This is a genomic window from Pseudomonas sp. EZ-C24 (assembly GCF_014525325.1).
Lineage (GTDB): Bacteria > Pseudomonadota > Gammaproteobacteria > Pseudomonadales > Pseudomonadaceae > Aquipseudomonas > Aquipseudomonas shirazensis.
Genome location: NZ_JACDIU010000015.1, coordinates 122,165 through 143,104, shown reverse-complemented (window position 1 = coordinate 143,104; position 20,940 = coordinate 122,165). Strand labels below are relative to the sequence as shown.

19 protein-coding genes and 1 pseudogene are annotated in these 20,940 nt (G+C 62.6%); 11 read left to right on the top strand and 9 right to left on the bottom strand.

All coding sequences use genetic code 11. From position 1 onward, the window contains the following. The first annotated feature begins 11 nt into the window (after positions 1 to 11). Both tusA and pdxB read left to right on the top strand, forming a co-directional pair. Complete coding sequence (tusA, locus tag IDM28_RS15730) at positions 12 to 254, top strand: sulfurtransferase TusA (protein ID WP_188036430.1); 243 nt, start codon at positions 12 to 14, stop codon at positions 252 to 254. A 60-nt stretch (positions 255 to 314) separates the two neighbouring features. Next, positions 315 to 1,457: a 4-phosphoerythronate dehydrogenase PdxB gene (pdxB, locus tag IDM28_RS15725; RefSeq protein ID WP_188036429.1), complete on the top strand. Its 1,143-nt coding sequence runs from the start codon at positions 315 to 317 to the stop codon at positions 1,455 to 1,457. 89 nt (positions 1,458 to 1,546) lie between these two features. On the opposite strand, the gene IDM28_RS15720 is transcribed toward pdxB, so the two are convergent. Then, positions 1,547 to 1,714, bottom strand: a complete 168-nt coding sequence (locus IDM28_RS15720; RefSeq protein ID WP_178080784.1) for a PA1571 family protein — start codon at positions 1,712 to 1,714, stop codon at positions 1,547 to 1,549. Between the two features lie 266 nt (positions 1,715 to 1,980). On the opposite strand from IDM28_RS15720, the gene IDM28_RS15715 reads away from it, so the two are divergent. From IDM28_RS15715 to IDM28_RS24255, 3 genes and pseudogenes are all read left to right on the top strand, one after another. Then, on the top strand, positions 1,981 to 3,744 hold the full coding sequence (locus IDM28_RS15715) for an ABC transporter transmembrane domain-containing protein (protein WP_188036428.1): 1,764 nt from the start codon (positions 1,981 to 1,983) through the stop codon (positions 3,742 to 3,744). 132 nt (positions 3,745 to 3,876) lie between these two features. Beyond that, positions 3,877 to 4,620: pseudogene (locus IDM28_RS24260) on the top strand (methyl-accepting chemotaxis protein); the annotation flags it as partial. A 165-nt stretch (positions 4,621 to 4,785) separates the two neighbouring features. Beyond that, positions 4,786 to 5,553 carry a methyl-accepting chemotaxis protein gene (locus IDM28_RS24255; protein ID WP_410524677.1) on the top strand — a complete coding sequence of 256 codons (768 nt, stop codon included), beginning with the start codon at positions 4,786 to 4,788 and terminating at the stop codon, positions 5,551 to 5,553. Between the two features lie 164 nt (positions 5,554 to 5,717). Here IDM28_RS24255 and IDM28_RS15705 read toward each other — a convergent pair whose 3' ends face one another. Beyond that, complete coding sequence (locus IDM28_RS15705; protein WP_150570734.1) at positions 5,718 to 5,939, bottom strand: YgdI/YgdR family lipoprotein; 222 nt, start codon at positions 5,937 to 5,939, stop codon at positions 5,718 to 5,720. Between the two features lie 182 nt (positions 5,940 to 6,121). Between IDM28_RS15705 and moaB the strand changes: the two genes are divergently transcribed. After that, complete coding sequence (moaB, locus tag IDM28_RS15700) at positions 6,122 to 6,661, top strand: molybdenum cofactor biosynthesis protein B (protein WP_101321240.1); 540 nt, start codon at positions 6,122 to 6,124, stop codon at positions 6,659 to 6,661. A 22-nt stretch (positions 6,662 to 6,683) separates the two neighbouring features. Further along, positions 6,684 to 7,871, top strand: coding sequence for a gephyrin-like molybdotransferase Glp (gene glp, locus IDM28_RS15695; RefSeq protein ID WP_188036468.1), 1,188 nt, complete (start codon positions 6,684 to 6,686; stop codon positions 7,869 to 7,871). Here glp and IDM28_RS15690 read toward each other — a convergent pair. Both IDM28_RS15690 and IDM28_RS15685 read right to left on the bottom strand, forming a co-directional pair. After that, positions 7,860 to 9,107 carry a glycosyltransferase family 4 protein gene (locus IDM28_RS15690; RefSeq protein WP_150570735.1) on the bottom strand — a complete coding sequence of 416 codons (1,248 nt, stop codon included), beginning with the start codon at positions 9,105 to 9,107 and terminating at the stop codon, positions 7,860 to 7,862. The two genes, glp and IDM28_RS15690, sit on opposite strands and share 12 nt — an antisense overlap. Before the next feature lie 57 nt (positions 9,108 to 9,164). Further along, the gene (locus tag IDM28_RS15685; protein ID WP_181107909.1) at positions 9,165 to 10,622 is read right to left on the bottom strand and encodes a mannose-1-phosphate guanylyltransferase/mannose-6-phosphate isomerase; all 1,458 of its coding nucleotides are present in this window, start codon (positions 10,620 to 10,622) and stop codon (positions 9,165 to 9,167) included. Positions 10,623 to 10,913: 291 nt separating this feature from the next. On the opposite strand from IDM28_RS15685, the gene yegS reads away from it, so the two are divergent. Continuing rightward, on the top strand, positions 10,914 to 11,801 hold the full coding sequence (gene yegS, locus IDM28_RS15680; RefSeq protein WP_188036427.1) for a lipid kinase YegS: 888 nt from the start codon (positions 10,914 to 10,916) through the stop codon (positions 11,799 to 11,801). On the opposite strand, the gene IDM28_RS15675 is transcribed toward yegS, so the two are convergent. The 3 genes from IDM28_RS15675 to IDM28_RS15665 all read right to left on the bottom strand — a co-directional run bounded on the left by IDM28_RS15675 (position 11,785) and on the right by IDM28_RS15665 (position 14,146). Beyond that, a complete protein-coding gene (locus IDM28_RS15675) occupies positions 11,785 to 12,444 on the bottom strand; it encodes a response regulator (protein WP_101321230.1) in 660 nt (219 codons plus the stop codon). The two genes, yegS and IDM28_RS15675, sit on opposite strands and share 17 nt — an antisense overlap. Next, complete coding sequence (locus IDM28_RS15670) at positions 12,434 to 13,330, bottom strand: sensor histidine kinase (RefSeq protein ID WP_188036426.1); 897 nt, start codon at positions 13,328 to 13,330, stop codon at positions 12,434 to 12,436. Before IDM28_RS15670 ends, IDM28_RS15675 begins: the two co-directional genes overlap by 11 nt. Positions 13,331 to 13,705: 375 nt before the next feature. After that, positions 13,706 to 14,146 carry a histidine kinase gene (locus tag IDM28_RS15665; protein ID WP_150570738.1) on the bottom strand — a complete coding sequence of 147 codons (441 nt, stop codon included), beginning with the start codon at positions 14,144 to 14,146 and terminating at the stop codon, positions 13,706 to 13,708. A gap of 344 nt (positions 14,147 to 14,490) precedes the next feature. Between IDM28_RS15665 and IDM28_RS15660 the strand changes: the two genes are divergently transcribed. Beyond that, positions 14,491 to 15,426, top strand: a complete 936-nt coding sequence (locus IDM28_RS15660; protein WP_101321223.1) for a chemotaxis protein CheV — start codon at positions 14,491 to 14,493, stop codon at positions 15,424 to 15,426. Positions 15,427 to 15,489: 63 nt separating this feature from the next. Further along, entirely contained in the window at positions 15,490 to 16,293 is an 804-nt protein-coding gene (locus IDM28_RS15655) for an MOSC domain-containing protein (RefSeq protein WP_188036425.1), read from the top strand. 59 nt (positions 16,294 to 16,352) lie between these two features. Here IDM28_RS15655 and IDM28_RS15650 read toward each other — a convergent pair whose 3' ends face one another. Continuing rightward, on the bottom strand, positions 16,353 to 18,281 hold the full coding sequence (locus IDM28_RS15650; RefSeq protein WP_181107910.1) for a transglycosylase SLT domain-containing protein: 1,929 nt from the start codon (positions 18,279 to 18,281) through the stop codon (positions 16,353 to 16,355). A gap of 216 nt (positions 18,282 to 18,497) precedes the next feature. On the opposite strand from IDM28_RS15650, the gene IDM28_RS15645 reads away from it, so the two are divergent. Next, complete coding sequence (locus IDM28_RS15645; protein WP_101321216.1) at positions 18,498 to 20,423, top strand: ATP-binding cassette domain-containing protein; 1,926 nt, start codon at positions 18,498 to 18,500, stop codon at positions 20,421 to 20,423. Between the two features lie 49 nt (positions 20,424 to 20,472). Here IDM28_RS15645 and IDM28_RS15640 read toward each other — a convergent pair whose 3' ends face one another. Continuing rightward, entirely contained in the window at positions 20,473 to 20,913 is a 441-nt protein-coding gene (locus IDM28_RS15640; RefSeq protein WP_101321214.1) for a universal stress protein, read from the bottom strand. Positions 20,914 to 20,940 lie beyond the last annotated feature (27 nt).

The window sequence follows — 20,940 nt, the reverse complement described above, 5'->3', positions numbered from 1 at the left end:
CGGAGTAGCCCATGACAGATTACACCCCCGACGCCGTCCTCGACGCCAGCGGCCTGAACTGCCCGGAGCCAGTGATGATGCTGCATCAACAGGTGCGCGCACTGGCTGCCGGCGGCCTGCTCAAGGTCATCGCCACCGACCCGTCGACCCAGCGTGACATCCCCAAGTTCTGCACCTTCCTCGGCCATCACTTGCTTGAGCAGCAGGAACAGGCTGGCACTTATCTGTATTGGATTCGCAAAAAGGCCGATTGAGCCGCGCTGGATCGCGCCCGGCGCAGGGCCTACACTGCGGGCCCCTGACAGGAGAGCGCCATGCTGATAGTTGCCGACGAAAACATCCCGCTGCTCGACGCGTTTTTTGCCGGATTCGGCGAGATCCGCCGCTACCCTGGCCGCAGCATCGATGCTCAGTGCGTGCAAGATGCCGACGTGCTGCTGGTGCGCTCGGTAACCGATGTCAATCGGCAACTGCTGCAAGGCAGCAAGGTCGGCTTTGTCGGTACCTGCACCATCGGCACCGATCACCTGGATCTGGACTACTTCGCCGAGGCCGGTATCCGCTGGAGCAGCGCCCCTGGCTGCAATGCCCGTGGCGTGGTCGACTATGTGTTGGGCAGCCTGCTGACCCTGGCCGAGCTCGAGGGTGAAAACCTCGCCGAGCGGGTCTATGGCGTGGTCGGTGCCGGGCAGGTTGGTGAGCGTCTGGTGCGGGTGCTGCATGGCCTGGGCTGGAAAGTACTGGTGTGTGACCCACTGCGACAGGCGGCGGGGGGCGGCGATTTCGTCAGCCTCGATCGCGTGCTCGAGCAGTGTGATGTGATCAGCCTGCATACTCCGCTGCAGCGCGACGGCGAACACCCCACCTGGCACTTGCTCGGCGCCCCGCAACTGGCGCGGTTGCGCCCGGGCGCGTGGCTGATCAACGCCAGTCGCGGGCCGGTGGTGGATAACCAGGCGCTGCGTGAGTTGCTGCTGCAGCGCGACGATCTGCACGCGGTCCTGGATGTGTGGGAGGGTGAACCTCAGGTTGACCTGCAACTGGCCGACCTGTGCACGCTGGCGACGCCGCACATTGCCGGTTACAGCCTCGACGGCAAGCAGCGCGGTACGGCGCAGATCTATCAGGCATTTTGCCAGTGGCGCGGCGTGCCGGCGCCTGTGCAGTTGGCGGATCTGCTGCCGGAACGCGACCTGGTCCAGATAGAACTGAATGCGGCCAGTGATCCGGCCGTGGCCTTGGCGACGGTCTGCCGAGCAGTTTACGACCCGCGCCGCGACGATGCCGACATGCGCCGTAGCTTGAGCGAGGATCCGATCGAACAGCGAGCAATCTTTGACCTGCTGCGCAAGCATTACCCCGTGCGCAGGGAAATCGAAGGGTTGGCAGTGAAGGTGCGCGGCGAGTCGGCGCAGTTGGCGCAGATGATCAATGCGCTGGGGGCGGTGCTGGTTTAGCAGTAGTAAAGCAGGGGCCGCTTGGCGGCCCCAATCCAGCCCGCGCAGCGCTCAACTAGCTAACTGAGCGCCACGCTGCTGTGATCCAATCAATTCTTCTCGGCAAGCGCCACTCGGCTTTTTTCCAGCTCTTCACACGCTTGTTTGATCATCTCAGGGGTAATTGCCACTTCGCGGCCCTGGTCGTCGATGATCGAGCCGCAAATCGGCTGCGGTTGCGCTTGCTGGTTGGCGTGCGTTTCACTGTGCTGCTGCATGTGCTGTCTCCTCATCAGGTTCAAACCAAGCCTATCCACGGGTCGTGACTGGCGTATGACATTGTCTGTGCCGCCACGACTGCTCTAGTCCAACAGAAAGCTCGGCAAAGCTCCACCAGCACTTTAGAACCATAAGCTATTGCTACTGTGCTCTGCTGTGCTGGCCAATGGCATGTCCTTTTCTGCGATCCTGACAACCGCTGCAAAGTTCAGCCTGTGCAGATGGATGGTAGGCTTGCTGCTTCTTCGCCTGAATGATCTGAGTCATGACCGAACCTGTCTCCTCACGTCAGCGCCGCGCCTTGCGCCTTAGCTGGCGGTTTCTGCGTCCCTACCGCAAGCAGGCGGTACTGGCACTGCTCGCGCTGGTCGTCACCGCTGCGATCACGTTGTCGATGGGCCAGGGCATTCGCCTGCTGGTCGATCAAGGCTTCATGACCGGTTCTGCGCACCAGCTCAACCAGACCCTCGGCTTGTTCATGTTGCTGGTGCTGGCACTGGCGATCGGCACGTTCAGTCGCTTCTACCTCGTGTCGTGGATCGGCGAGCGCTGCGTGGCCGATATCCGCCGCGCCGTGTTCGACCACCTGGTCGGCCTGCATCCGGGCTTTTTCGAGGACAACCGCAGCTCGGAAATCCAGTCGCGGCTGACCGCTGACACCACCTTGTTGCAATCGGTGATCGGCTCGTCGTTGTCGATGTTCCTGCGCAACGCCTTGATGGTGATTGGCGGCGTAGTGTTGCTGTTCATCACCAACCCCAAGCTCACCAGCATCGTCGTGCTGGCACTGCCGCTGGTGCTGGCGCCGATCCTGTTGTTTGGCCGACGGGTGCGTAGCCTGTCGCGGCAGAGCCAGGACCGGGTCGCCGATGTCGGCAGTTATGTCGCAGAGACCCTCGGCCAGATCAAGACCGTGCAGGCTTACAACCACCAAAACCTCGACCGTGAACGGTTTGCCGACACGGTCGAGGCAGCCTTTGATGTGGCGCGGCAACGGATTGCCCAGCGGGCCTGGCTGATCACACTGGTCATCGTACTGGTGCTCGGCGCTGTCGGGGTAATGCTCTGGGTGGGCGGCATGGACGTGATCGCCGGGCGTATCTCCGGTGGCGAGCTGGCCGCATTCGTGTTCTACAGCCTGATCGTCGGCAGCGCGTTTGGCACCCTCAGCGAGGTGATCGGCGAGCTGCAACGCGCGGCTGGGGCGGCAGAGCGGATCGCCGAGTTGCTGGCAGCGCAGAGTAAGATCCTGCCGCCGGCGCTGAGCGCGGGCCTGGCCAACGCGCGCGCCAGCGGTCGCATCGAGCTGCGCGAGGTGCGCTTTGCCTACCCGTCGCGGCCGACCGTGGCGGCGCTCGATGGCCTTAGCTTGCTGATCGAACCGGGCCAGACCTTGGCGCTGGTTGGTCCGTCCGGCGCCGGCAAGTCGACGTTGTTTGACCTGTTGCTGCGTTTCTATGATCCGCAACAAGGCAGCATCCTCCTCGATGGCCAGGCATTGACCAGTCTCGACCCACTGTTGTTGCGTAGCCAGTTCGCGATGGTGGCGCAGAACCCTGCGCTGTTTCGCGGTTCGGTTGAGGCCAATATTCGCTATGGCCGCCCCGATGCCAGCTTCGCCGAGGTGCAGGCCGCGGCCCGCGGGGCGCATGCCGAGGAGTTTATCCAGCAGCTGCCGCAGGGTTATCAGACCTTGCTTGGGGAAGGCGGGGTCGGCTTGTCCGGTGGTCAACGCCAGCGCCTGGCGATTGCCCGGGCGCTGCTGGTGGATGCGCCGATCCTGTTGCTCGACGAAGCCACCAGTGCCCTCGACGCCCAGAGCGAGCACCTGATCCAGCAGGCGCTGCCCACGCTGATGGCGGGCCGTACCACCCTGGTAATCGCGCACCGCTTGGCCACCGTGCAGCATGCTGACCGCATCGCGGTGATCGACAAGGGCCAGATTGTGGCGGTGGGCAGTCATCGCCAGTTGATCGAAGAAAGCCCACTGTATGCGCGGTTGGCGCAGTTGCAGTTCACCTCGAGCTGAAATTGGAGGCACGTCGCTGATCTGTCACATTTCTGTAGCAATGGCCTGAGACTATCTGCCTCAGCGTAAGTGCTCGACCTGGCTGCTATCGACTGATGGCAGCTTTTTTTTGCCCTGCGAACGAGGACATGGATGTCTGTCGTGGTGCTGCCTGCAGCGCCGTTTTCTTCTCTCCTTGTTCTCGAGACCCGCATGTTGCGTACATCCCTTCGCGTGCAAATTCTCTCTCTGCTGGGCGGCAGCCTGATCGCCATGCTGCTGATCGCGCTGGTTTGCTTCCAGTTCCTGTCGTCCAGCGTGCGCAGCTATGCCGAGCTGGTCGATGGCCCATTGCGCGCGTCACAGTTGATCGACGAGGCCAATCTGCAATTCAAGATCCAGGTGCAGGAGTGGAAGAACGTGCTGCTGCGCGGCCGCCAACCGGCCGAGCTGGACAAGTACTGGCAACAGTTTCAGAGCCGCGAGCAGCAGGTGCAGAGCCTGCTGGCGCAGTTGCTGGCAGACAGCGATGGCGAGCTGACGGCGCCACTGCGCCAGTTGCGCGACAGCCATCGCCAGTTGGGCCAGGCCTACAGCAAGGGGCGTGAGGCGTTTCTGGCCGCCGGCGGTGACCCGGTGGCAGGCGATGCGGCGGTCAAGGGTGTCGACCGCGCCGCCAGTGAGCAGATGAGCGCGCTGGTCGAGCAACTGCGCAGTGAGGCCCGCGAGCGTGCGGCGATCATCAATGACAGCGCCCAGCGTACCGTGTGGATCGGTCTGCTGGTCATGCTCGGCTCAGCCATATTGGTGGGGTTGCTCAGCCTGTGGCTGGTCAACCGCAGCCTGATCGAGCCAATCCGCCAGTTGATCGACTATGTGGCCCAGCTCAGCCAAGGACGTTTCGCCGCCCGCGTTGATGATCGCCGTAAGGATGAGCTCGGGCGCCTGGCGCGTGCGGCCAATACCTTGCGTGATTTTCTTGCCGAGACCATCGGTCGGCTCAAGGACAACGCCGAAGAACTGGAAGGCGCCAGTGGCCAGTTGCGCAACCTTGCCGGCGATATGGCGCGGGGCACCCAGGATCAGTTCCAGCGCACCGATCAGGTGGCCACGGCCATGCATGAAATGTCGGCGACTGCGCAGGAGGTCGCGCGCCATGCTGCCCAGGCCGCCCACGCTGCCGACGATGCCGATCACAGTGCCCAGGCGGGCGAGCAGGTGATGCAGGCAACCATCGAGACCATTGCCGGGGTCAACCGCGAGATTGCCGGTACCGCTGCAGTGATTCGCGACCTGGAGCACGACAGCACGCGCATTGGCAAAGTGCTTGAAGTCATCCGCGGGATCGCCGAACAGACCAACCTGCTGGCACTCAATGCCGCGATTGAAGCGGCGCGTGCCGGAGAGGCCGGGCGCGGATTTGCCGTGGTCGCCGATGAAGTACGCAGCCTGGCCCAGCGCACGGCGGCTTCGATTGCCGAGATCAATCAGATCATCGACGCGGTGCAATCAGGAGCGGTGGAGGCGGTCAAGGCGATCGAGAGCGGCCAGCGGCGCAGCGAGGAGGGCGCCGAACAAGTCCAGCATGCGGGGCAGATGCTGCAGCGGATTACCCAGGCGGTCGAGGCGATTCGCGATATGAATCGGCAGATTGCAACGGCAGCCGAGGAACAGACCAGCGTGGCCGAGGACATCTCGCGCAACTTGATCGAAATCACCCGCATCGCCACAGCCAATCAACGGGCCGTGGAACATACCGAGCAGGCTGGGCAGCGTTTGCATGGATTGTCCGGGCAGTTGGGGCAGGTGACGGCGCGGCTGGGGGTGTGAACTTTGTTCGACTCAGAATTGCCGGGGCCGCTACGCAGCCCTTTCGCGACACAAGGCCGCTCCTACGCCGACCGCGTATTACCTGGATGCGCGGTCTCTGTAGGAGCGGCCTTGTGTCGCGAAAGGGTCGCGTAGCGGCCCCAGCGATTTAGCATTAGCGCAGATCAGAGCTCTTTGACAGTACGAACCTGATCTTTATTGATGCGGGTACGCTTGCCGTCAAGCTGCTCGATTTCATAGAAGCCGGAATCGTCGTCATAGCTTGGAGTATCTACCGCCTGAATTTCGCGGCCGTCGTTCAAGGTGATCACGGTTGGCGAAGCACAGCCGGCGAGGGCGCCGAGGCCAAGTGCAAGAATAAAGGCGGGAAGGGTCCGTTGAATCATCGTGTTTCTCCTGTCGATGGTGCTTGATGGTTTTATGACGCGGTGTGTCCGCGCAAGTTCCTCAGCCAGTGCAGCATAGTCACAGCAGGCTGACATTGACCGAGAACAAGCCTCGCGTTCGGCGCTGTGCGGGCTGTGATATAACAGGCGCCATCTTCTTCCTTCCCTGCGCTGGAGCCCCCATGAAAGCCAAGGCAGATACCCCGTTCGTGCCGCTGAACATTGCCGTGCTCACGGTCAGCGATACCCGCACTTTCGAAACCGACACCTCTGGCCAGGTGTTCGTCGACCGTCTCACCGAGGCTGGTCACCAATTGGCCGCGCGGGTGCTGCTCAAGGATGACCTGTACAAGATTCGCGCTCAGGTTGCGACTTGGATTGCCGACGACCAGGTGCAGGTGGTGCTGATCACCGGCGGTACCGGCTTCACCGGCCGTGACAGCACGCCCGAGGCGGTCGCCTGCCTGCTGGATAAACAGGTCGATGGCTTTGGCGAATTGTTCCGGCAGATATCGCTTGCCGACATCGGCACCTCGACCGTCCAGTCCCGGGCCTTGGCTGGTCTGGCCAATGGCACGCTGGTGTGCTGCCTGCCGGGCTCGACCAATGCCGTGCGCACCGGCTGGGACGGCATTCTTGCCGAACAGCTCGACGCGCGTCATCGCCCGTGCAACTTTGTCCCTCATCTGAAGCAGGCAGCGGCCTGTGACAGCCGTGGTTGAACCCGCCCCAAGCCGGCCATTGATGCCGGTCGAAGAGGCCCTGCAACGTCTGCTGGCCTTGGCCGAAGCTGCGCCAATCAAGGACACCGAGTGGGTTGCCTTGGCGGGCGCTGAAGGCCGCGTGCTGGCCACCGAGCTGGTGGCCGCACTGGACCTGCCGCCCTGGCCGAACAGCGCCATGGACGGCTACGCCCTGCGCCTGGCTGATTGGCACGGCGAGCCGCTGGCGGTCAGCCAGCGGATCTTTGCCGGGCATGCGCCGCAGCCGCTCCAGGCCGGGACCTGCGCGCGGATTTTCACCGGCGCGCCGCTACCTGAGGGCGCCGACTGTGTCGAAATGCAGGAAAACGCCCAAGTGCTGGATGACGGCCGGGTAACCTTCAGCGAGCCGTTGCGGGTGGGCCAGAATATTCGTCCGCAGGGCCAGGAAACCCGCGTTGGCGAGCAGGTCATGAGCGCTGGCACTCGGCTTGGGCCGATTGAACTTGGCCTGGCGGCGACGCTTGGGCATGCGCGCCTTGAAGTGGTGCGCAAGGTGCGCGTGGCGCTGCTGTCGACCGGTGACGAACTGGTCGAGCCGGGTTTGCCCCTGGGGCCGGGGCAGATCTACAACAGTAATCGTCGCCTGCTCGCCAGTTGGCTGCAACGGCTGGGCTGCGAAGTGGTCGATGCCGGTATCCTGGCTGACGACCTGCAACTGACCCGCGACTGCCTGGCGCGGTTGGCTGACGTTGACCTGATTCTTTCGACAGGCGGGGTTTCGGTAGGCGAGGCTGATTATCTCGGTATCGCCCTGCGTGAAGCCGGCGAGCTGGCGCTGTGGAAGCTGGCGATCAAGCCCGGCAAACCGCTGACCTTTGGCCATTATCGCGGTGTGCCGGTGATCGGCTTGCCTGGCAACCCGGCCTCGACCCTGGTCACCTTTGGCCTGCTGACGCGACCTTATCTGTTGCGTCGCCAGGGCGTGGCAAATGTCACACCGCTGCAGTTCAGCGTGCCAGCCGGGTTCGATTGGCCCAAGGCCGGGACGCGCCGCGAGTACCTGCGCGCCCGTATCGAAGACGGCCGCGTGCGCATTTACAAGAACCAGAGTTCGGGTGTGCTGCGCAGCGCGGCGTGGGCTGAAGGTCTGGTCGAAGTGCGCGAAGGCAGCACCCCGCAACAGGGCGACAACGTCAGTTTCATCCCCCTCAGCGAACTACTTGGCTGAGCGCCTCAGAATCACCGCCGCTGGCGCTGGGGCGGTGCTTGGCAGCGTTTGGGTCAAGCGCGTGTGCACGCTCTCCAGCTGCTGCGCGACGACGCTCCAGTCATGCCGCTGGCGGGTGAACTGGCGGCCGCTTTCGCCCAGCTGACACATCCGCCACGGCTGATTGAGCAACTGGGTGATCTGCAACGCCAACTGGCCGCTGTCATCGCTGCCCAGATAATGCTCGCCGTTGTTGACCGCCAGTCCCGACACACCCTTGCTGGTAGTGATCACCGGCAGGCCGGCTGCCATGGCTTCGAGAATCTTCACTTTGGAGCCGCCGGCATACCGTAGCGGGGCAAAAAACAGCGCGGAGCGGCGCTGCAGTTCACGCAGGTCGGGGCGGTAGCCGATCCATTCGATACGCGGGTCGTTCCAGTGCAGCTTCCAGCTCGCCGGCAGGGCGTGCCCGGCAATCGCCAGGCGCACGGCGGGGTTGCTCAACCAGACCTGCGGCAGGATTTCTTCCAGCGCCCACTCGATAGCCTCGAGGTTGGCGCCATACTCGAAATTGCCGACAAACAGCAGGCGCTGACTGTGCGCGGCGGGGCGCACCTGTTCGAAGTAGTCGCAATCAACGCCGTTGACCACCACATTGACCGGCCGGCCGCTGATCTGGCTGATCAACTCGGCATCATGCGGGCTCACCGCGACCACCTCCGAGGGCTGGCGCAGCACCCGCTGCTCCCAGCGCCGGTAGCGCCAACGGTCGAATGCGTTCAGAGGTCTGAGCCACAGCGGCAGGCGGTCGTGACAGGCAGCACCCATCACCGACTCCAGCGTGTGTTCGCTGAGCATGTAGGGCAAGCCGCGTGCCTGCAGAGCTTTTTCGAAGGGCTGAAAGCTGTAGCTGTGCTCGATCTGGATAACATCCCAGGGCTCGTCCAGCAGTTGTTCGAACTGATGACGCAGGGCAGGAGCCAGGCCATGGATGATCGCCCGCATGGGGTAATCGATGATCGGCGAAGCAAGCAGGTTGAGTGGGCTGTGCAACGCGCGCCTGGGCAGCACGATCAGGCGCTCGAGCAGGGGTTCAAGGGCAGTGCGGGCGGCGTCGCCGAGGGGCACCTTGGACTGCACCAGCAAGGTAATCCGGTGACCACGCTGCGCCAGTTCGCGCAGCAGGTGGTATTGCCGGGTCTTGCTGCCACTGGTGGTTGGCCAGGGCAGGTAGGGCAAAGTCCAAAGTATGCGCATCGCCCCAAATCCTCGCTGACGGTTGGGTCATGGATGGCAAGGCACGCCCGCACAGGTTCAGCCGATGGCGGCTTCTTCCGGGACGCGTCCGTAGATATCAGTAAAGCGCACGATGTCGTCTTCGCCCAGATACTCGCCGCTCTGCACCTCGATCATCACCAGATCGATCACCCCCGGGTTGGTCAGGCGGTGGGTACGGCCTGGCTTGATGAAGGTCGACTCGTTGGTGTCGAGCAGGAACTCTTCGTCACCGTTGGTCACGCAGGCCATGCCACTGACGATGATCCAGTGCTCGCTGCGGTGATGGTGCATTTGCAGCGACAGCGATTCGCCGGGGCGGACCATGATCCGCTTGATCTTGAACCGCGCACCTTCCTCGAGGATGGTGTAGGTGCCCCATGGCCGGGTCACGGTCCGGTGCAGGCGATAGGCTTCGTGGCCCTGGCGCTTGAGCTGCTGGGCGATGATCTTGACTTCCTGGCTGCGCGCCGCATCGGCGATCAGCAGCGCATCGGGGGTGTCGATGATGATCAGGTTGTCCAGGCCCACGCCGCCGACCAGACGCCGCGGCGAGTCGATGTAGCAGTTGCTCACATCATGCAGTACGGTCTCACCATTGGCGTAGTTGCCCTGAGCGTCGGTCTGGCGCAGTTCGCGTACTGCTTCCCAGCTGCCGATATCGCTCCAGCCCAGCTCGCACGGTACCACTGCAACCTGGCTGGAGCGCTCCATCAACGCGTAGTCGATGGAGATGTCCGGCGCCAGAACGAACGTGTCCGGGTCCAGTTCTACCTGAAGGGCACGCTCACCTTGTTTGCTGACGCTCTGCTCAAGGCAATGGGCGACGGTTTCCAGCACCTCGGGCGCGTGGGTCTGCAACTCGCGCAGCACGGCGTCGACGCGCAGGCAGAACATGCCGGCGTTCCACAGGTGGCGGCCGCCGTCCAGGTAGGCCTGAGCGGTCGCGGCGTCCGGTTTTTCGACAAAGCGTGCGACCTTGTACGCGCGCTCACCCAATGTCTCGCCTTGCTCGATATAGCCAAAGCCGGTTTCAGCACGGCTGGGCAGCAGGCCGAAGGTGCTCAACCAGCCGTCATGGGCGAGCTGGGCCGCTTGGGCGACCGCTTGTTCGAAGGCTGGGATGTCTTCGATCAAATGATCTGCCGGCAAGATCAGCAGCAGACTATCCTCACCATACTGCTTGGCGCAGTGCAGCGCGGCGGCAGCGATGGCCGGCGCAGTGTTGCGGCCACATGGCTCGAGAATGAAGTCCAGCGCGACATTGAAGCTGTTGACCCGGTTGTATTCATCCTGGGTGCGGAACAGCACGTCGCGGTTGGTCACTGTCAGCACGCGCTCGACACCCGGCAGGGCGCTGGCACGCACGAAGGTCTTCTGCAGCAGGCTTTCACCATCGGCCAGGCGCATGAACGGTTTGGGCATGGCTTCACGGGAAACCGGCCACAATCGGGTGCCGGCACCGCCAGCAATGATGCAAGGGATCAGAACGCTCATTATCACAGCCTCGAAGCGGGGGCGCTGAGGGCAGCGCGATCAAAGGGACTTCGCCATAAACTCAGGCGATCTGTCAGATGTACGGCGAGGCAATAAGTCAAAAAACCGACATTTATTAGCGGCATCCTCCGTGATGGCCAATTATTTGTCGATGATGCGCTTGCTCGCGCCGGCTTTCAATGGCATTTGTGTTAAACCCGCTTATTTTCTGACGCAAGCGCTCTTTGTATGCAGCAATATGCCCTCGGCCATGGTCGAGATTGGGATAGGTATTTTTGCGGAGTGAAACGGATGAGCGAGCGCAAGGCGATGTTGGTGCTGCATGGCAAGCAAGCCATGAACGAAGATGTCAGAGCCGCTGTGGGCACCATGCGCGAGCAAGGCTGGCAGCTCGATGTGCGCCTGACCTGGGAGGGCGGCGACGCCCAGCGGCTGGTCACTGAAGCCCTGGCAGTAGGGTACAGCCACATCATCGCCGGTGGTGGTGATGGCACCCTTCGCGATATCGCCGAAGCCATGGGCCTGGCCGCGACACAGGCCAGCCTGGTGTTGTTGCCACTGGGCACTGCCAATGATTTCGCCAAAGCGGCCGGAATACCGCTGGAGCCAGCCCAGGCGCTGGCCTTGCTGGACGAGCCCGCACGCGCCATCGACCTGGGCCGGGCCGGTGATCAGTTGTTTCTGAACATGGCTACTGGCGGCTTCGGCAGCCAGGTCACGGCCAACACTTCCGAGGACCTCAAGAAAGTCCTGGGCGCAGCGGCCTACTTGTTTACCGGGCTGTCGCGCTTCAGTGAGCTGCAGGCCGCTGCAGTCGAGCTGACCGGGCCGGACTTTCACTGGCAAGGCGATGTGCTGGCGTTGGGGATCGGCAATGGCCGGCAGGCCGGAGGTGGGCATGAGCTGTGCCCCGAGGCGCTGGCTGACGACGGCCTGCTCGATATCGGCATCTTGCCCGCACCGCAGGAGGTGGTCGGTGCGCTGAAAGAGCTGATCGGTGGTGAGGGCTTGTACGTGCGTGCGCGCCTGCCGTGGGTCGAGGTAAAAAGTGCGCAGGGGTTGGATATCAACCTGGATGGTGAGCCGATGCACGGCGAAAGTCTGCGCTTCGAAGCCGTCCCAGCAGCACTGCGTGTGCACCTGCCAGCCGATTCGCCGTTGCTCAGTCGTCCAGGCTGATGATCTTCTCGCGCACGGCAAACAGCACCAGGCCTGCGACGTCGTAGATCTGCAGGCGCTTCATGATCTGGGAGCGATGGGTCTCCACGGTCTTGATCGACAGGCCCAGGCCGCCGGCTATTTCCCGAGTTGATTTGCCGCGTACGATCAAGCGCAGGATTTCCAGCTGGCGTGCAGTGAGGTTAAGTCGGTCGTTGATGCTTTGGCGGCTGTTCTGCGCGCGCAGCAAGGCCTGGTTGATCACGGTGTGAGCGATCGCTGGGCTGAGATAGCGTTCATCCCCACGCAAGGCGCTCAGCGCCTGCTCCAGTTCAACAGCGCTGGTGTCTTTGAGCAAGTAGCCATGCGCACCGCATTCGAGCGCACGCATGATCAGCTCCGGATCAGTGTGCATCGACAGAATCAGCACTTTGCAGGGATGACCGCTGGCACGCAGTTGGGTCAAGGCGTCAAGGCCGCTGGTAGAGCGCATGGAGATATCCAGCAGGACGATGTCCGGCTGCAGCTGTTCGACAAGCGCGTTGAGCTGGCCGCCGTCATCCGCTTCACCAACCACCGTATAGCCAGCGATGTCCGCCACGAGCGCGCGCACCCCCGCGCGAATGAGCGAATGGTCATCGACCAGAAGTAATCTACAGGTCATGGCTGGCAAAGGTCCTGGCGCGTTCTTGAGTGCGGGCTGGCCACGGCAGCATGGCCTCGATGCGGGCGCCCCGTCCCGGTTGGCTGTACACGCTGAGGTTGCCATTCAGGGCGCGGGCACGCTCATGCATGCCGGCCATGCCGCGCTGACCGGCCGCAGCCGGATCGCTGTTGGGGATGAATCCGCAGCCGTCATCCTCGATGGTCAAGGCCAGCCCCGCAGCGGTGCGCTGCAACTGCACCCGCAGATTGCGCGCGCTGGCGTGGCGCAGCATGTTGGTGACAGCCTCCTGGGTGATGCGAAATGCGGCCATGCTGATGTCGTCGTTGATCCCGGTCAGGCGCTGTTTGCACTCCAGGCTCCACTGCACCTCGCTATCGTTCAGCGTGCGCAGCAGGTGCTCGCGCAGGCTGGCTTCCAAGCCGAGGCTTGCCAGCTGGCGCGGATTAAGCAGGGCGGCAACATCACGCACGCTGTTCAAGGCCTCATCCAGGGTGCTGCGCAAGCTGCTGGCATGGCTCAGCAGCTCACTTGGCAGGCGCCGCTGGAGCCAGTCCAACTGCAGCTTCGCTGCTGTGAGCAATTGGCCGATATCATCATGCAATTCACGGCTCAGACGCTGGCGTTCGTTCTCCTGGACCTTGAGCATGCGCTCGGCCAGTTCTGCGGGGCGCAGGCTGATCGAGCGGGCCCACTGGTGCCATTGCCAGGCGGCGCCAAGCAGGGCCGCCATCTGCAGCAGGATCAGGCCGATCGGCATCGGCAAGGCTTTTACGTGCAGTGCCACGTTAGCGCTCAGTGACGCCACGCATAGCGCTGCGGTCGTCCAGCGCGCCACGGCGCTGCGAGAGCAGTGGCGCGGGGTAAGATTCAAACGTGGGAACATAAATTGGAAAGCCACTGAGTTAATGCTATTGGAGGCCTTGCACGTGTCTAGTCAGCGGCTTTGGCGTCCTGCTCACAATCAATTAAAAGCATCTGTTCAATTGACGGCTATCTGCATGGGCTGCATTCATTGGCGCGCATGGTATCACTTAAGTTGTGTTTGGTCGCCTTGCTCAGGGGTCTCAAACCGCCGTATTCACGGGCTCAAAACGATCTGGCCGGGTCTGGCATAACTATCAAAAAGCCAGCATTGGCGAGTGCGTGCATAATCGAGCACTGCAACTAACGACTATTACTCAAGCGGCCAGTCGGAACTTGCCAAGTGTCTGGCTGATAAATACAGCTTGATTGACTTAGTTGCAGACGAATGCCGAACTTACTGTACGTTTGGCGGTGATTCCGATGGCGACCTGGCTGACCCTTGCAGGGCGCTGGCCAGATCATCCAGAAGCACTGCCTGCTCGCTGCGGTCCAGGTTCAGCTGTCCGGTTTGGGCATCGACCAGCTCCAGTTGCCAGTCCAGCAGGTTCAGGCAGGCTTCGACTGCCGGCAGTGCTGTGCTATGCAGGTGTCGCTGGCCGCAGGCAGGTGCGAGCAGATGGTGCAGGGCGGAGCTATAGTGGGCGACCTCGTCAAGGCCCAGTTGCTCGGCGCGCTTGGCCAGCTTGGTGAGGGTGTCGTTGAGGCACCGGCAGGCATCTGGATCATTGTCGATCAGCTGCAGGTGTAGCAGGCACTCCTGCGCCTGGCTCAACAAGCGCTGTGCATCCCGCAGGAATTCCGGCAGCTCGGCGCCGGGCGGCACGCGGCTATCCATCCTGAGCCTCCAGCACGGTGGGCTGGAGCGGGCTGGGCAACACCGAAACGATTGCTAGCAAAAGCCTGACTCCATTCATGCAATGAGAATGGCGTCACATTAATGGCTAATGGATATCGCGAACATCAGGTTAGGCCTGATCGCGGCATAGGGGAAACCCTGAGGGGCGTTGCTGGTTACGCCGCCGTAACAGGTGTTGCTGAAAGTGTCGAAGCAGTAAAGCATGATGGTAAAATGATATCAATCGCCTGGTCTGGATTTGCTGACGAGGGTCAAGCTGCCGGTTTACCCGCCGATACAGAGCAGATGATTACATTTTCCCGATACGCGCCTGGGGGCTTCCAATGGCTGGCATTCTCGACACTGTAGACCAACGTACGCAACTGGTAGGTGAGAACCGCCTGGAAATCCTGATGTTCCGTCTGGCGGGCCGTCAGTTGTTCGCCATCAACGTGTTCAAGGTGCAGGAAGTGCTGCAGCTGCCCAAGTTGACCTTGATGCCGCAGCGTCATGCTTATGTGTGTGGGGTGGTCAACCTGCGCGGGCAGACCTTGCCGGTGATTGACCTGTCCCAGGCGATTGGCATGCGCCCGCTGCAACCAGGCCCGGACAGCACCATCATCGTCACCGAATACAACCGCTCGGTGCAGGCGTTTCTGGTCGGCGGTGTCGATCGCATCGTCAACATGAACTGGGAAGCCATCATGCCGCCGCCGACCAGTGCCGGTCGCCAGCATTATTTGACGGCGATCACCAAGGTCGAAGAACAGTTGGTCGAGATCATCGACGTCGAGAAGGTGCTGGCCGAGATCGTGCCGTACAACGCCAAGGTGTCCGGCGACAAGCTTGCCGATCCGGTACTGGCCAAGGCGCGCGGCCGCGAGATATTGCTGGTCGACGATTCCACCGTGGCCTTGGCGCAGTTGCGCGATACCTTGTCGCAACTGGGCGTAAAACTGCATGTGGCCAGCGATGGCCTGAAGGCCTTGCGCATGCTCAAGGCCTGGGCAGATGCCGGTGAAGACCTGTGTGAAAAACTGCTGATGATTTTCACTGACGCCGAAATGCCGGAAATGGACGGCTACCGCCTGACCACCGAGATCCGTAGCGATCCGCGTCTGCGTGGCCTGTACGTAGTGCTGCATACCTCGTTGTCGGGTAGCTTCAACGAGTCGATGGTGAAAAAAGTCGGCTGTGACAACTTCCTGTCCAAATTCCAGCCAGACCGTCTGGTAGAGGTGGTGCGGCAGCGCCTGATGCTTGATCACGCACCGGCCTGATATCTGCGCGCGTCCTGCTGGGTATAAGCTAGGCGTTTTTGCACTGGTATGAGGCGGGCAGGGATGTTTGTGAGTGAGTTGTATCGGTATCCGGTGAAGTCGTGTCGGGCGCAAAGCCTGCAGGCCTCGCCGGTAGGTCTGCTCGGCCTGGAAGGCGACCGCCGCTGGCTGGTGGTAGAGGAGGGCAACGGACGCTTCCTGACCCAGCGCGCCTGGCCACTGCTGAGTCAGCTCAGTGCCACGGTCGCTGCCAGTGGTGATCTGCTGCTGGAGACGCCAGGGCAGGCACCGCTGCTGGTCGCCGTGCCGGCGGACGACGAAGACTTGCGCGGTGTGACCATCTGGCGCGACACCTTGCGCGTGCCAGACGCAGGCGACGCTGCTGCGCTGTGGTTGAGCCAACTGCTCGGCAAGCCGGTGCGGCTGGTGTATTGCCCCGAGCCGCGCGCGCGTTACCTGCCCAGCGGCTATGGCTTGAACAGCGACCGTGCGGCGTTTCCGGATGGCTTTCCGTTGCTGCTGATCGGCCAGGGTTCACTGGATGAGCTGAGCCGGCGGGTTGGCCGGGCGATGGAGATGCTGCGTTTCAGGCCCAATCTGGTGGTGCAGGGCAGCGCAGCGTTTGCCGAAGACGGCTGGAAGCGGATCCGCATCGGTGCGCTGACTTATCGCATCCTCAAACCGAGCGTTCGTTGCATATTCACTACCCTTGACCCGCACACGGGCGAGCGCAGTGCTGACCGCGAACCGCTGGCCACCCTGAAGACATTTCGTGAGCGTGATGGCGATGTGCTGTTCGGGCAGAACCTGGCGGTGGATGGGCCGGGTGAGATTGCCGTGGGCATGCCGGTAGAGGTGCTGGAGTAAGCCGCCAGCTCAAGCCCGCTGCAGCCGATGGCGGCGGGCTTGAGCTTAGGGTGGCTCGATTACATGTCGTCGAAGTAACGCTCGTGCCAGTCCACCAGCGGCTGCGGTGAATTGAGCTTTTGCCCGTAGATCACCGAGTACGACAGCACGTTCTGCACATACTGGCGGGTTTCATCGAACGGGATCGACTCGACCCAGACATCGAAGCTCAAGTGCTTGGCGCCTTTGAGCCACTGCCTCACGCGCCCTGGCCCGGCATTGTAGGCGGCCGATGCCAGCACCCGATTGCCGTTGAATTGACCATGTACCTGGCTCAGATAGGCGGCGCCGAGCTGGATGTTCTTGTCCGGGTTGAGTACCTGAGCCGGTGACGCCAACGGGATGCTGAACTTGCGTGCAGTCTCCTTGGCGGTGGCTGGCATCAGTTGCATCAGGCCACTGGCGCCCACCGGCGAGCGAGCGTCTTCCATGAAGGCGCTTTCCTGGCGGGTGATGGCAAACACCCAGCTCGAGTGGAGGCCGCGGACCTTGGCTTCGCGCACCAAGGTGTCGCGGTGCGCCATCGGGAAGCGAATATCCAGGTCGTCCCAGTACTGCGCCTGGCTGATGGTGCGAATCGCCGGGAAGTACCAGCGCAGGTCGTAGGCCAGGCGGGCCTGGGCGACCATTTCGTCGCGGTTGAAGTGGCGGCTGACGTGGTACCACTCGCGGCGGCCCTCGACGATCTGGCCGCGGGCATGGAATTCCAGTGCGCGGCGCACGCCCGGGGTGTTGCGCACCTTGTTGACCAGCTGCGGGCTGAGCACCAGCGGTTTGTTGTTCAGCTGGTAGGGCGTCTGCACCCGATCTGCGGCCAGGAAGCCATAGAAGTCACGCTCACGCGCGACCGCTTTGTACAGCAACGGGATCTGCGCGTTGTTCGGCTGTGCCAGTTCCAGGCTGCGCGCCTGCCAATAGCGCCAGCGGCTGCTGGCGGCCAACTCCTGCGGCAGGCGCTTGGTCAGCTCGTAGGCATCTTCCCAGCGGCCCAGGCGCAGCAGCAGGCGCAGGCGCCATTCGCTGACGGTGTTGTCCCGCAGCTCCGGATCGTAACGGGTCATCAGGTCGAGCGCGCGCGGGTCGTAGCGGCGAGCCAGGGTCAGGCCGATCTCGCGGGCGATGGCAACCTTTTCGTCGCGCGAGAAATGCATGCGCTGGGCATAGTCATCGAGCAGCGCCATGGCCCGCTCGGGGTCCTGGCGTGCCAGCCGGCGCAGGCCTAGGCTGACCACGTCGGACATTGCCTCGTTGACCGGGGTGAAACGCGACGGCTGATTGAGCAGCTCGGGCTTCTGCGCCACATCGATCAGCAATTGGCCCTGGGGGGCGAGGGTGGTCAGGGTCTTGACCAGATTGTTCGCCAATGGGTAGTTGCGCGCCTGTGCGGCCAGTTTGGCTCGCTCCCAGCGTCTGGCTTCGGTGAGCTGACCTTCGGCCGCCCACATCGCAAACAGCGTGTCACACGCAGCAGGTTGCGACTTGCCCACGTTCCACAGCTTGGCAGCGCTGGCAAAGCCTTCGGCGCGTTTGCCGGTGCTGAGCTGGTACTGGCCGTTGATGCAGTCCAGCTCGGTGAAGTTGAGCTTGGGATCGTAGTACTTGGCGAAGGTGGCCCACTCGCCGCGCTCGGACAACCAGCGCAACCAGCGCAGTTTCATCCAGTTGGCTTGTGGCAGGTCGCCGTGCTGGGCCAGAAAACCCTCGATCTCTTCGTTGCTGGCGCTCTTCAGGCGAGCAGTGAGTTCGTCGTACGCCAGATACGGGGTCAGCGGATAGTCACTGAGGGCCTGCGAGTAGCGCAGGTAGGGACCTTTGTCGCCCTTGGCCAGGGCGCGTTTGGCTTCGTCGTAGTACTGACGCTGCTGGCTAAGGTCGATGGCCTGTGCCGCACTCGCGGTGGCGGCAGTCAGCAGCAGGCATGAAGCAATCTGTAACAGGCGGCTGCGCATGATACGTCCGGGCAGTTGAACCATGGGAAAGTGACGGCGGTGCCAGCACTGTTGTATGGCGTTAGCTTAGCCGGTTGCCGGCTACCGGCGAAAGCACTGCGGTTGTATCGGGGTGTTATCGGCGACCGGATATCGCAAAGCCTTGATACACACGCTGACTTAGTGCTGGCGAGGGTCAAGTCAGGTAGAATACGCGCCCAGTTTTTGGAGATGATCATGACCCTGCTCAAATTAAGCGATGTGTCCCTTGCATTCGGCGCGATGCCGCTGCTGGACAAGGTTTCCTGGCAGATCGCCCGAGGTGAGCGGGTGTGCATCATCGGCCGCAACGGTACCGGCAAGTCGAGCATGCTGCGCCTGATCAAGGGCGAGCAAAAGCCTGATGACGGCTCGGTCTGGCGCGCACCTGCGCTGAAAATCGGCGAGCTGCCGCAGGAACTGCCGGTGGCCGACGAGCGGACCGTGTTCGACGTGGTCGCGGCTGGCCTGGACGGCGTAGGCGAGCTGCTCGCGCAGTATCACCACCTTAGCCAGAACATCCATAACGACGAAGATCTGGACAAGCTCATGCACGTCCAGCACGAGCTCGAAGCGCGCGATGGCTGGCGTTTGCAGCAAGTGGTCGACAGCACCCTGAGCCGCTTGCAGCTACCTGCCGACAAGACCCTGGCCGAGCTCTCCGGTGGCTGGCGTCGCCGTGTGCTGTTGGCCCAGGCGCTGGTTTCCGAACCTGACCTGCTGCTGCTCGATGAGCCAACCAACCACCTGGACATCGGTGCGATTGCCTGGCTGGAAGAAGCCTTGAGCGGCTTTGGCGGCGCGGTGCTGTTCATCACCCACGACCGTTCCTTCCTGCAAAACCTGGCCAACCGCATCCTTGAACTGGACCGCGGTGGGCTGATCGACTGGAACGGCGACTACGCCAGCTTCCTGGTGCACAAGGAAGCCGCGCTGGCGGCCGAAGAGACCGCCAACGCGCTGTTCGACAAGCGCCTGGCCCAGGAAGAAGTGTGGATTCGCCAAGGCATCAAGGCCCGCCGCACCCGTAACGAAGGCCGCGTGCGTGCGCTCAAGGAGCTGCGCGTCGAGCGTGGTGAGCGCCGTGAGCGTCAGGGCAAGGCCAACATCCAGATCGACACCGCGGAAAAATCCGGCAAGCAAGTGATGCTGCTGGAGAACGTCAGCTTCTCGCACCCGAACGGGCCGATGCTGGTCAAGGACTTCTCCATGGTCCTGCAGCGTCAGGATCGGATTGGCCTGCTCGGCGCCAACGGTACCGGCAAGACCACCCTGCTCAAACTGATGCTGGGTGACTTGCAGCCGACGTCGGGCAAGGTCGAGAGCGGCACCAAGCTGGAAGTGGCCTATTTTGACCAGATGCGCCACCAGCTCGACCTGGAAAAGACTGTCATCGAGAACCTCGCCGAGGGGCGCGACTTCATCGAAATCGACGGCCAGAACCGTCACGTGCTGAGCTACCTGGGCGACTTCCTGTTCAGCCCGCAGCGTGCCCGGACGCCGGTCAAAGCCTTGTCCGGAGGTGAGCGTGCGCGTCTGCTGCTGGCCAAGCTGTTCAGCAAGCCAGCCAACCTGCTGGTGTTGGACGAACCGACCAACGACCTCGATGTGGAAACCCTCGAGCTGCTCGAAGAAGTCCTGTGCAACTACAAGGGCACCGTGCTGATGGTCAGCCACGACCGGGCCTTCCTCGACAACGTGGTGACCAGCACCCTGGTGTTCGAAGGCGGCGGCAAGGTTCAGGAATACGTCGGCGGCTACGAAGACTGGATCCGTCAGGGCGGCTCGCCGAAGCTGCTGGGCGTCACCGAAAGCAAGGGTGGCAAGTCCGAGCTCAACAGCGCCGTGGTCGAAAAGGCTGCCGATGTGGCCGCGCCAGTTGCTGCTGCACCGGTAGAGGCGAGCAAGAAGAAGCTCAGCTACAAGCTGCAGCGTGAGCTGGAGGCGTTGCCAGGGCAGATCGACGTGATCGAGAAAGCCATGGCCAAGCTTCAGGAAGAAGTGGCTTCGGCGAACTTCTACCAGCGCCCGATCGGCGAGACGTCCGAGGTGCTGGCCAAGCTCGAGAAGCTACAGGGCGAGCTGGATGTTCTGGTCGAGCGCTGGGCAGAGCTGGAAGGCTAAGCGGCCATCAGCCATCGCGGGGTTGCCCGCGATGGCGTCAGTGCATTTTTCAGTCTTTCTTCAGCAGGCGTACTGCCAGCACATCACACGGCGCGCCGTGCAGCACATCGTTGGCGGTGGAGCCTAGCAGCAGTGCCAGGCCGTGGCGACCGTGGCTGCCGACCACGATCAGGTCGCACTTCTGATCCTTGGCCAACTGGTGGATTTCCTGGCGCGGCTGGCCGTAGACCAGGTGCGAGTCACCCCGGTTGATATCCGGGTACTTGTTGAACAGGCGATCCATGCGTTCCTTGGCCTGGTCGAACTGCTGTTGCTGCAGCTGCGACAGGTCCATCGGTACGTCGCCGCCAAAGGCCATGGCCATCGGTTCGACGATATGCACCAGCGATACCTTGGCGCCGCTCGCCGAAGCGATTGCCTTGGCGCGCTTGATCACCGGATCGCATTCTTCGGTGAGGTCGACAGCGACCAGAAGATGTTCGTAGGACATTGGAGGTGCTCCTGACAATCGCGATAG

Bases quoted from the DNA above. Each gene is read 5' to 3' on its own strand.
- IDM28_RS15720 (WP_178080784.1), bottom strand. From the start codon at position 1,714: ATGCAGCAGCACAGTGAAACGCACGCCAACCAGCAAGCGCAACCGCAG.
- IDM28_RS15665 (WP_150570738.1), bottom strand. From the start codon at position 14,146: ATGGATAGCCGCGTGCCGCCCGGCGCCGAGCTGCCGGAATTCCTGCGG.
- IDM28_RS15660 (WP_101321223.1), top strand. From the start codon at position 14,491: ATGGCTGGCATTCTCGACACTGTAGACCAACGTACGCAACTGGTAGGT.
- tusA (WP_188036430.1), top strand. From the start codon at position 12: ATGACAGATTACACCCCCGACGCCGTCCTCGACGCCAGCGGCCTGAAC.
- IDM28_RS15690 (WP_150570735.1), bottom strand. From the start codon at position 9,107: ATGCGCATACTTTGGACTTTGCCCTACCTGCCCTGGCCAACCACCAGT.
- glp (WP_188036468.1), top strand. From the start codon at position 6,684: ATGCCGGTCGAAGAGGCCCTGCAACGTCTGCTGGCCTTGGCCGAAGCT.
- moaB (WP_101321240.1), top strand. From the start codon at position 6,122: ATGAAAGCCAAGGCAGATACCCCGTTCGTGCCGCTGAACATTGCCGTG.
- IDM28_RS15655 (WP_188036425.1), top strand. From the start codon at position 15,490: ATGTTTGTGAGTGAGTTGTATCGGTATCCGGTGAAGTCGTGTCGGGCG.
- IDM28_RS15675 (WP_101321230.1), bottom strand. From the start codon at position 12,444: ATGACCTGTAGATTACTTCTGGTCGATGACCATTCGCTCATTCGCGCG.
- IDM28_RS15705 (WP_150570734.1), bottom strand. From the start codon at position 5,939: ATGATTCAACGGACCCTTCCCGCCTTTATTCTTGCACTTGGCCTCGGC.
- IDM28_RS15645 (WP_101321216.1), top strand. From the start codon at position 18,498: ATGACCCTGCTCAAATTAAGCGATGTGTCCCTTGCATTCGGCGCGATG.
- IDM28_RS15685 (WP_181107909.1), bottom strand. From the start codon at position 10,622: ATGAGCGTTCTGATCCCTTGCATCATTGCTGGCGGTGCCGGCACCCGA.
- IDM28_RS15715 (WP_188036428.1), top strand. From the start codon at position 1,981: ATGACCGAACCTGTCTCCTCACGTCAGCGCCGCGCCTTGCGCCTTAGC.
- IDM28_RS15640 (WP_101321214.1), bottom strand. From the start codon at position 20,913: ATGTCCTACGAACATCTTCTGGTCGCTGTCGACCTCACCGAAGAATGC.
- IDM28_RS15650 (WP_181107910.1), bottom strand. From the start codon at position 18,281: ATGCGCAGCCGCCTGTTACAGATTGCTTCATGCCTGCTGCTGACTGCC.
- IDM28_RS24255 (WP_410524677.1), top strand. From the start codon at position 4,786: ATGGCGCGGGGCACCCAGGATCAGTTCCAGCGCACCGATCAGGTGGCC.
- IDM28_RS15670 (WP_188036426.1), bottom strand. From the start codon at position 13,330: ATGTTCCCACGTTTGAATCTTACCCCGCGCCACTGCTCTCGCAGCGCC.
- yegS (WP_188036427.1), top strand. From the start codon at position 10,914: ATGAGCGAGCGCAAGGCGATGTTGGTGCTGCATGGCAAGCAAGCCATG.
- pdxB (WP_188036429.1), top strand. From the start codon at position 315: ATGCTGATAGTTGCCGACGAAAACATCCCGCTGCTCGACGCGTTTTTT.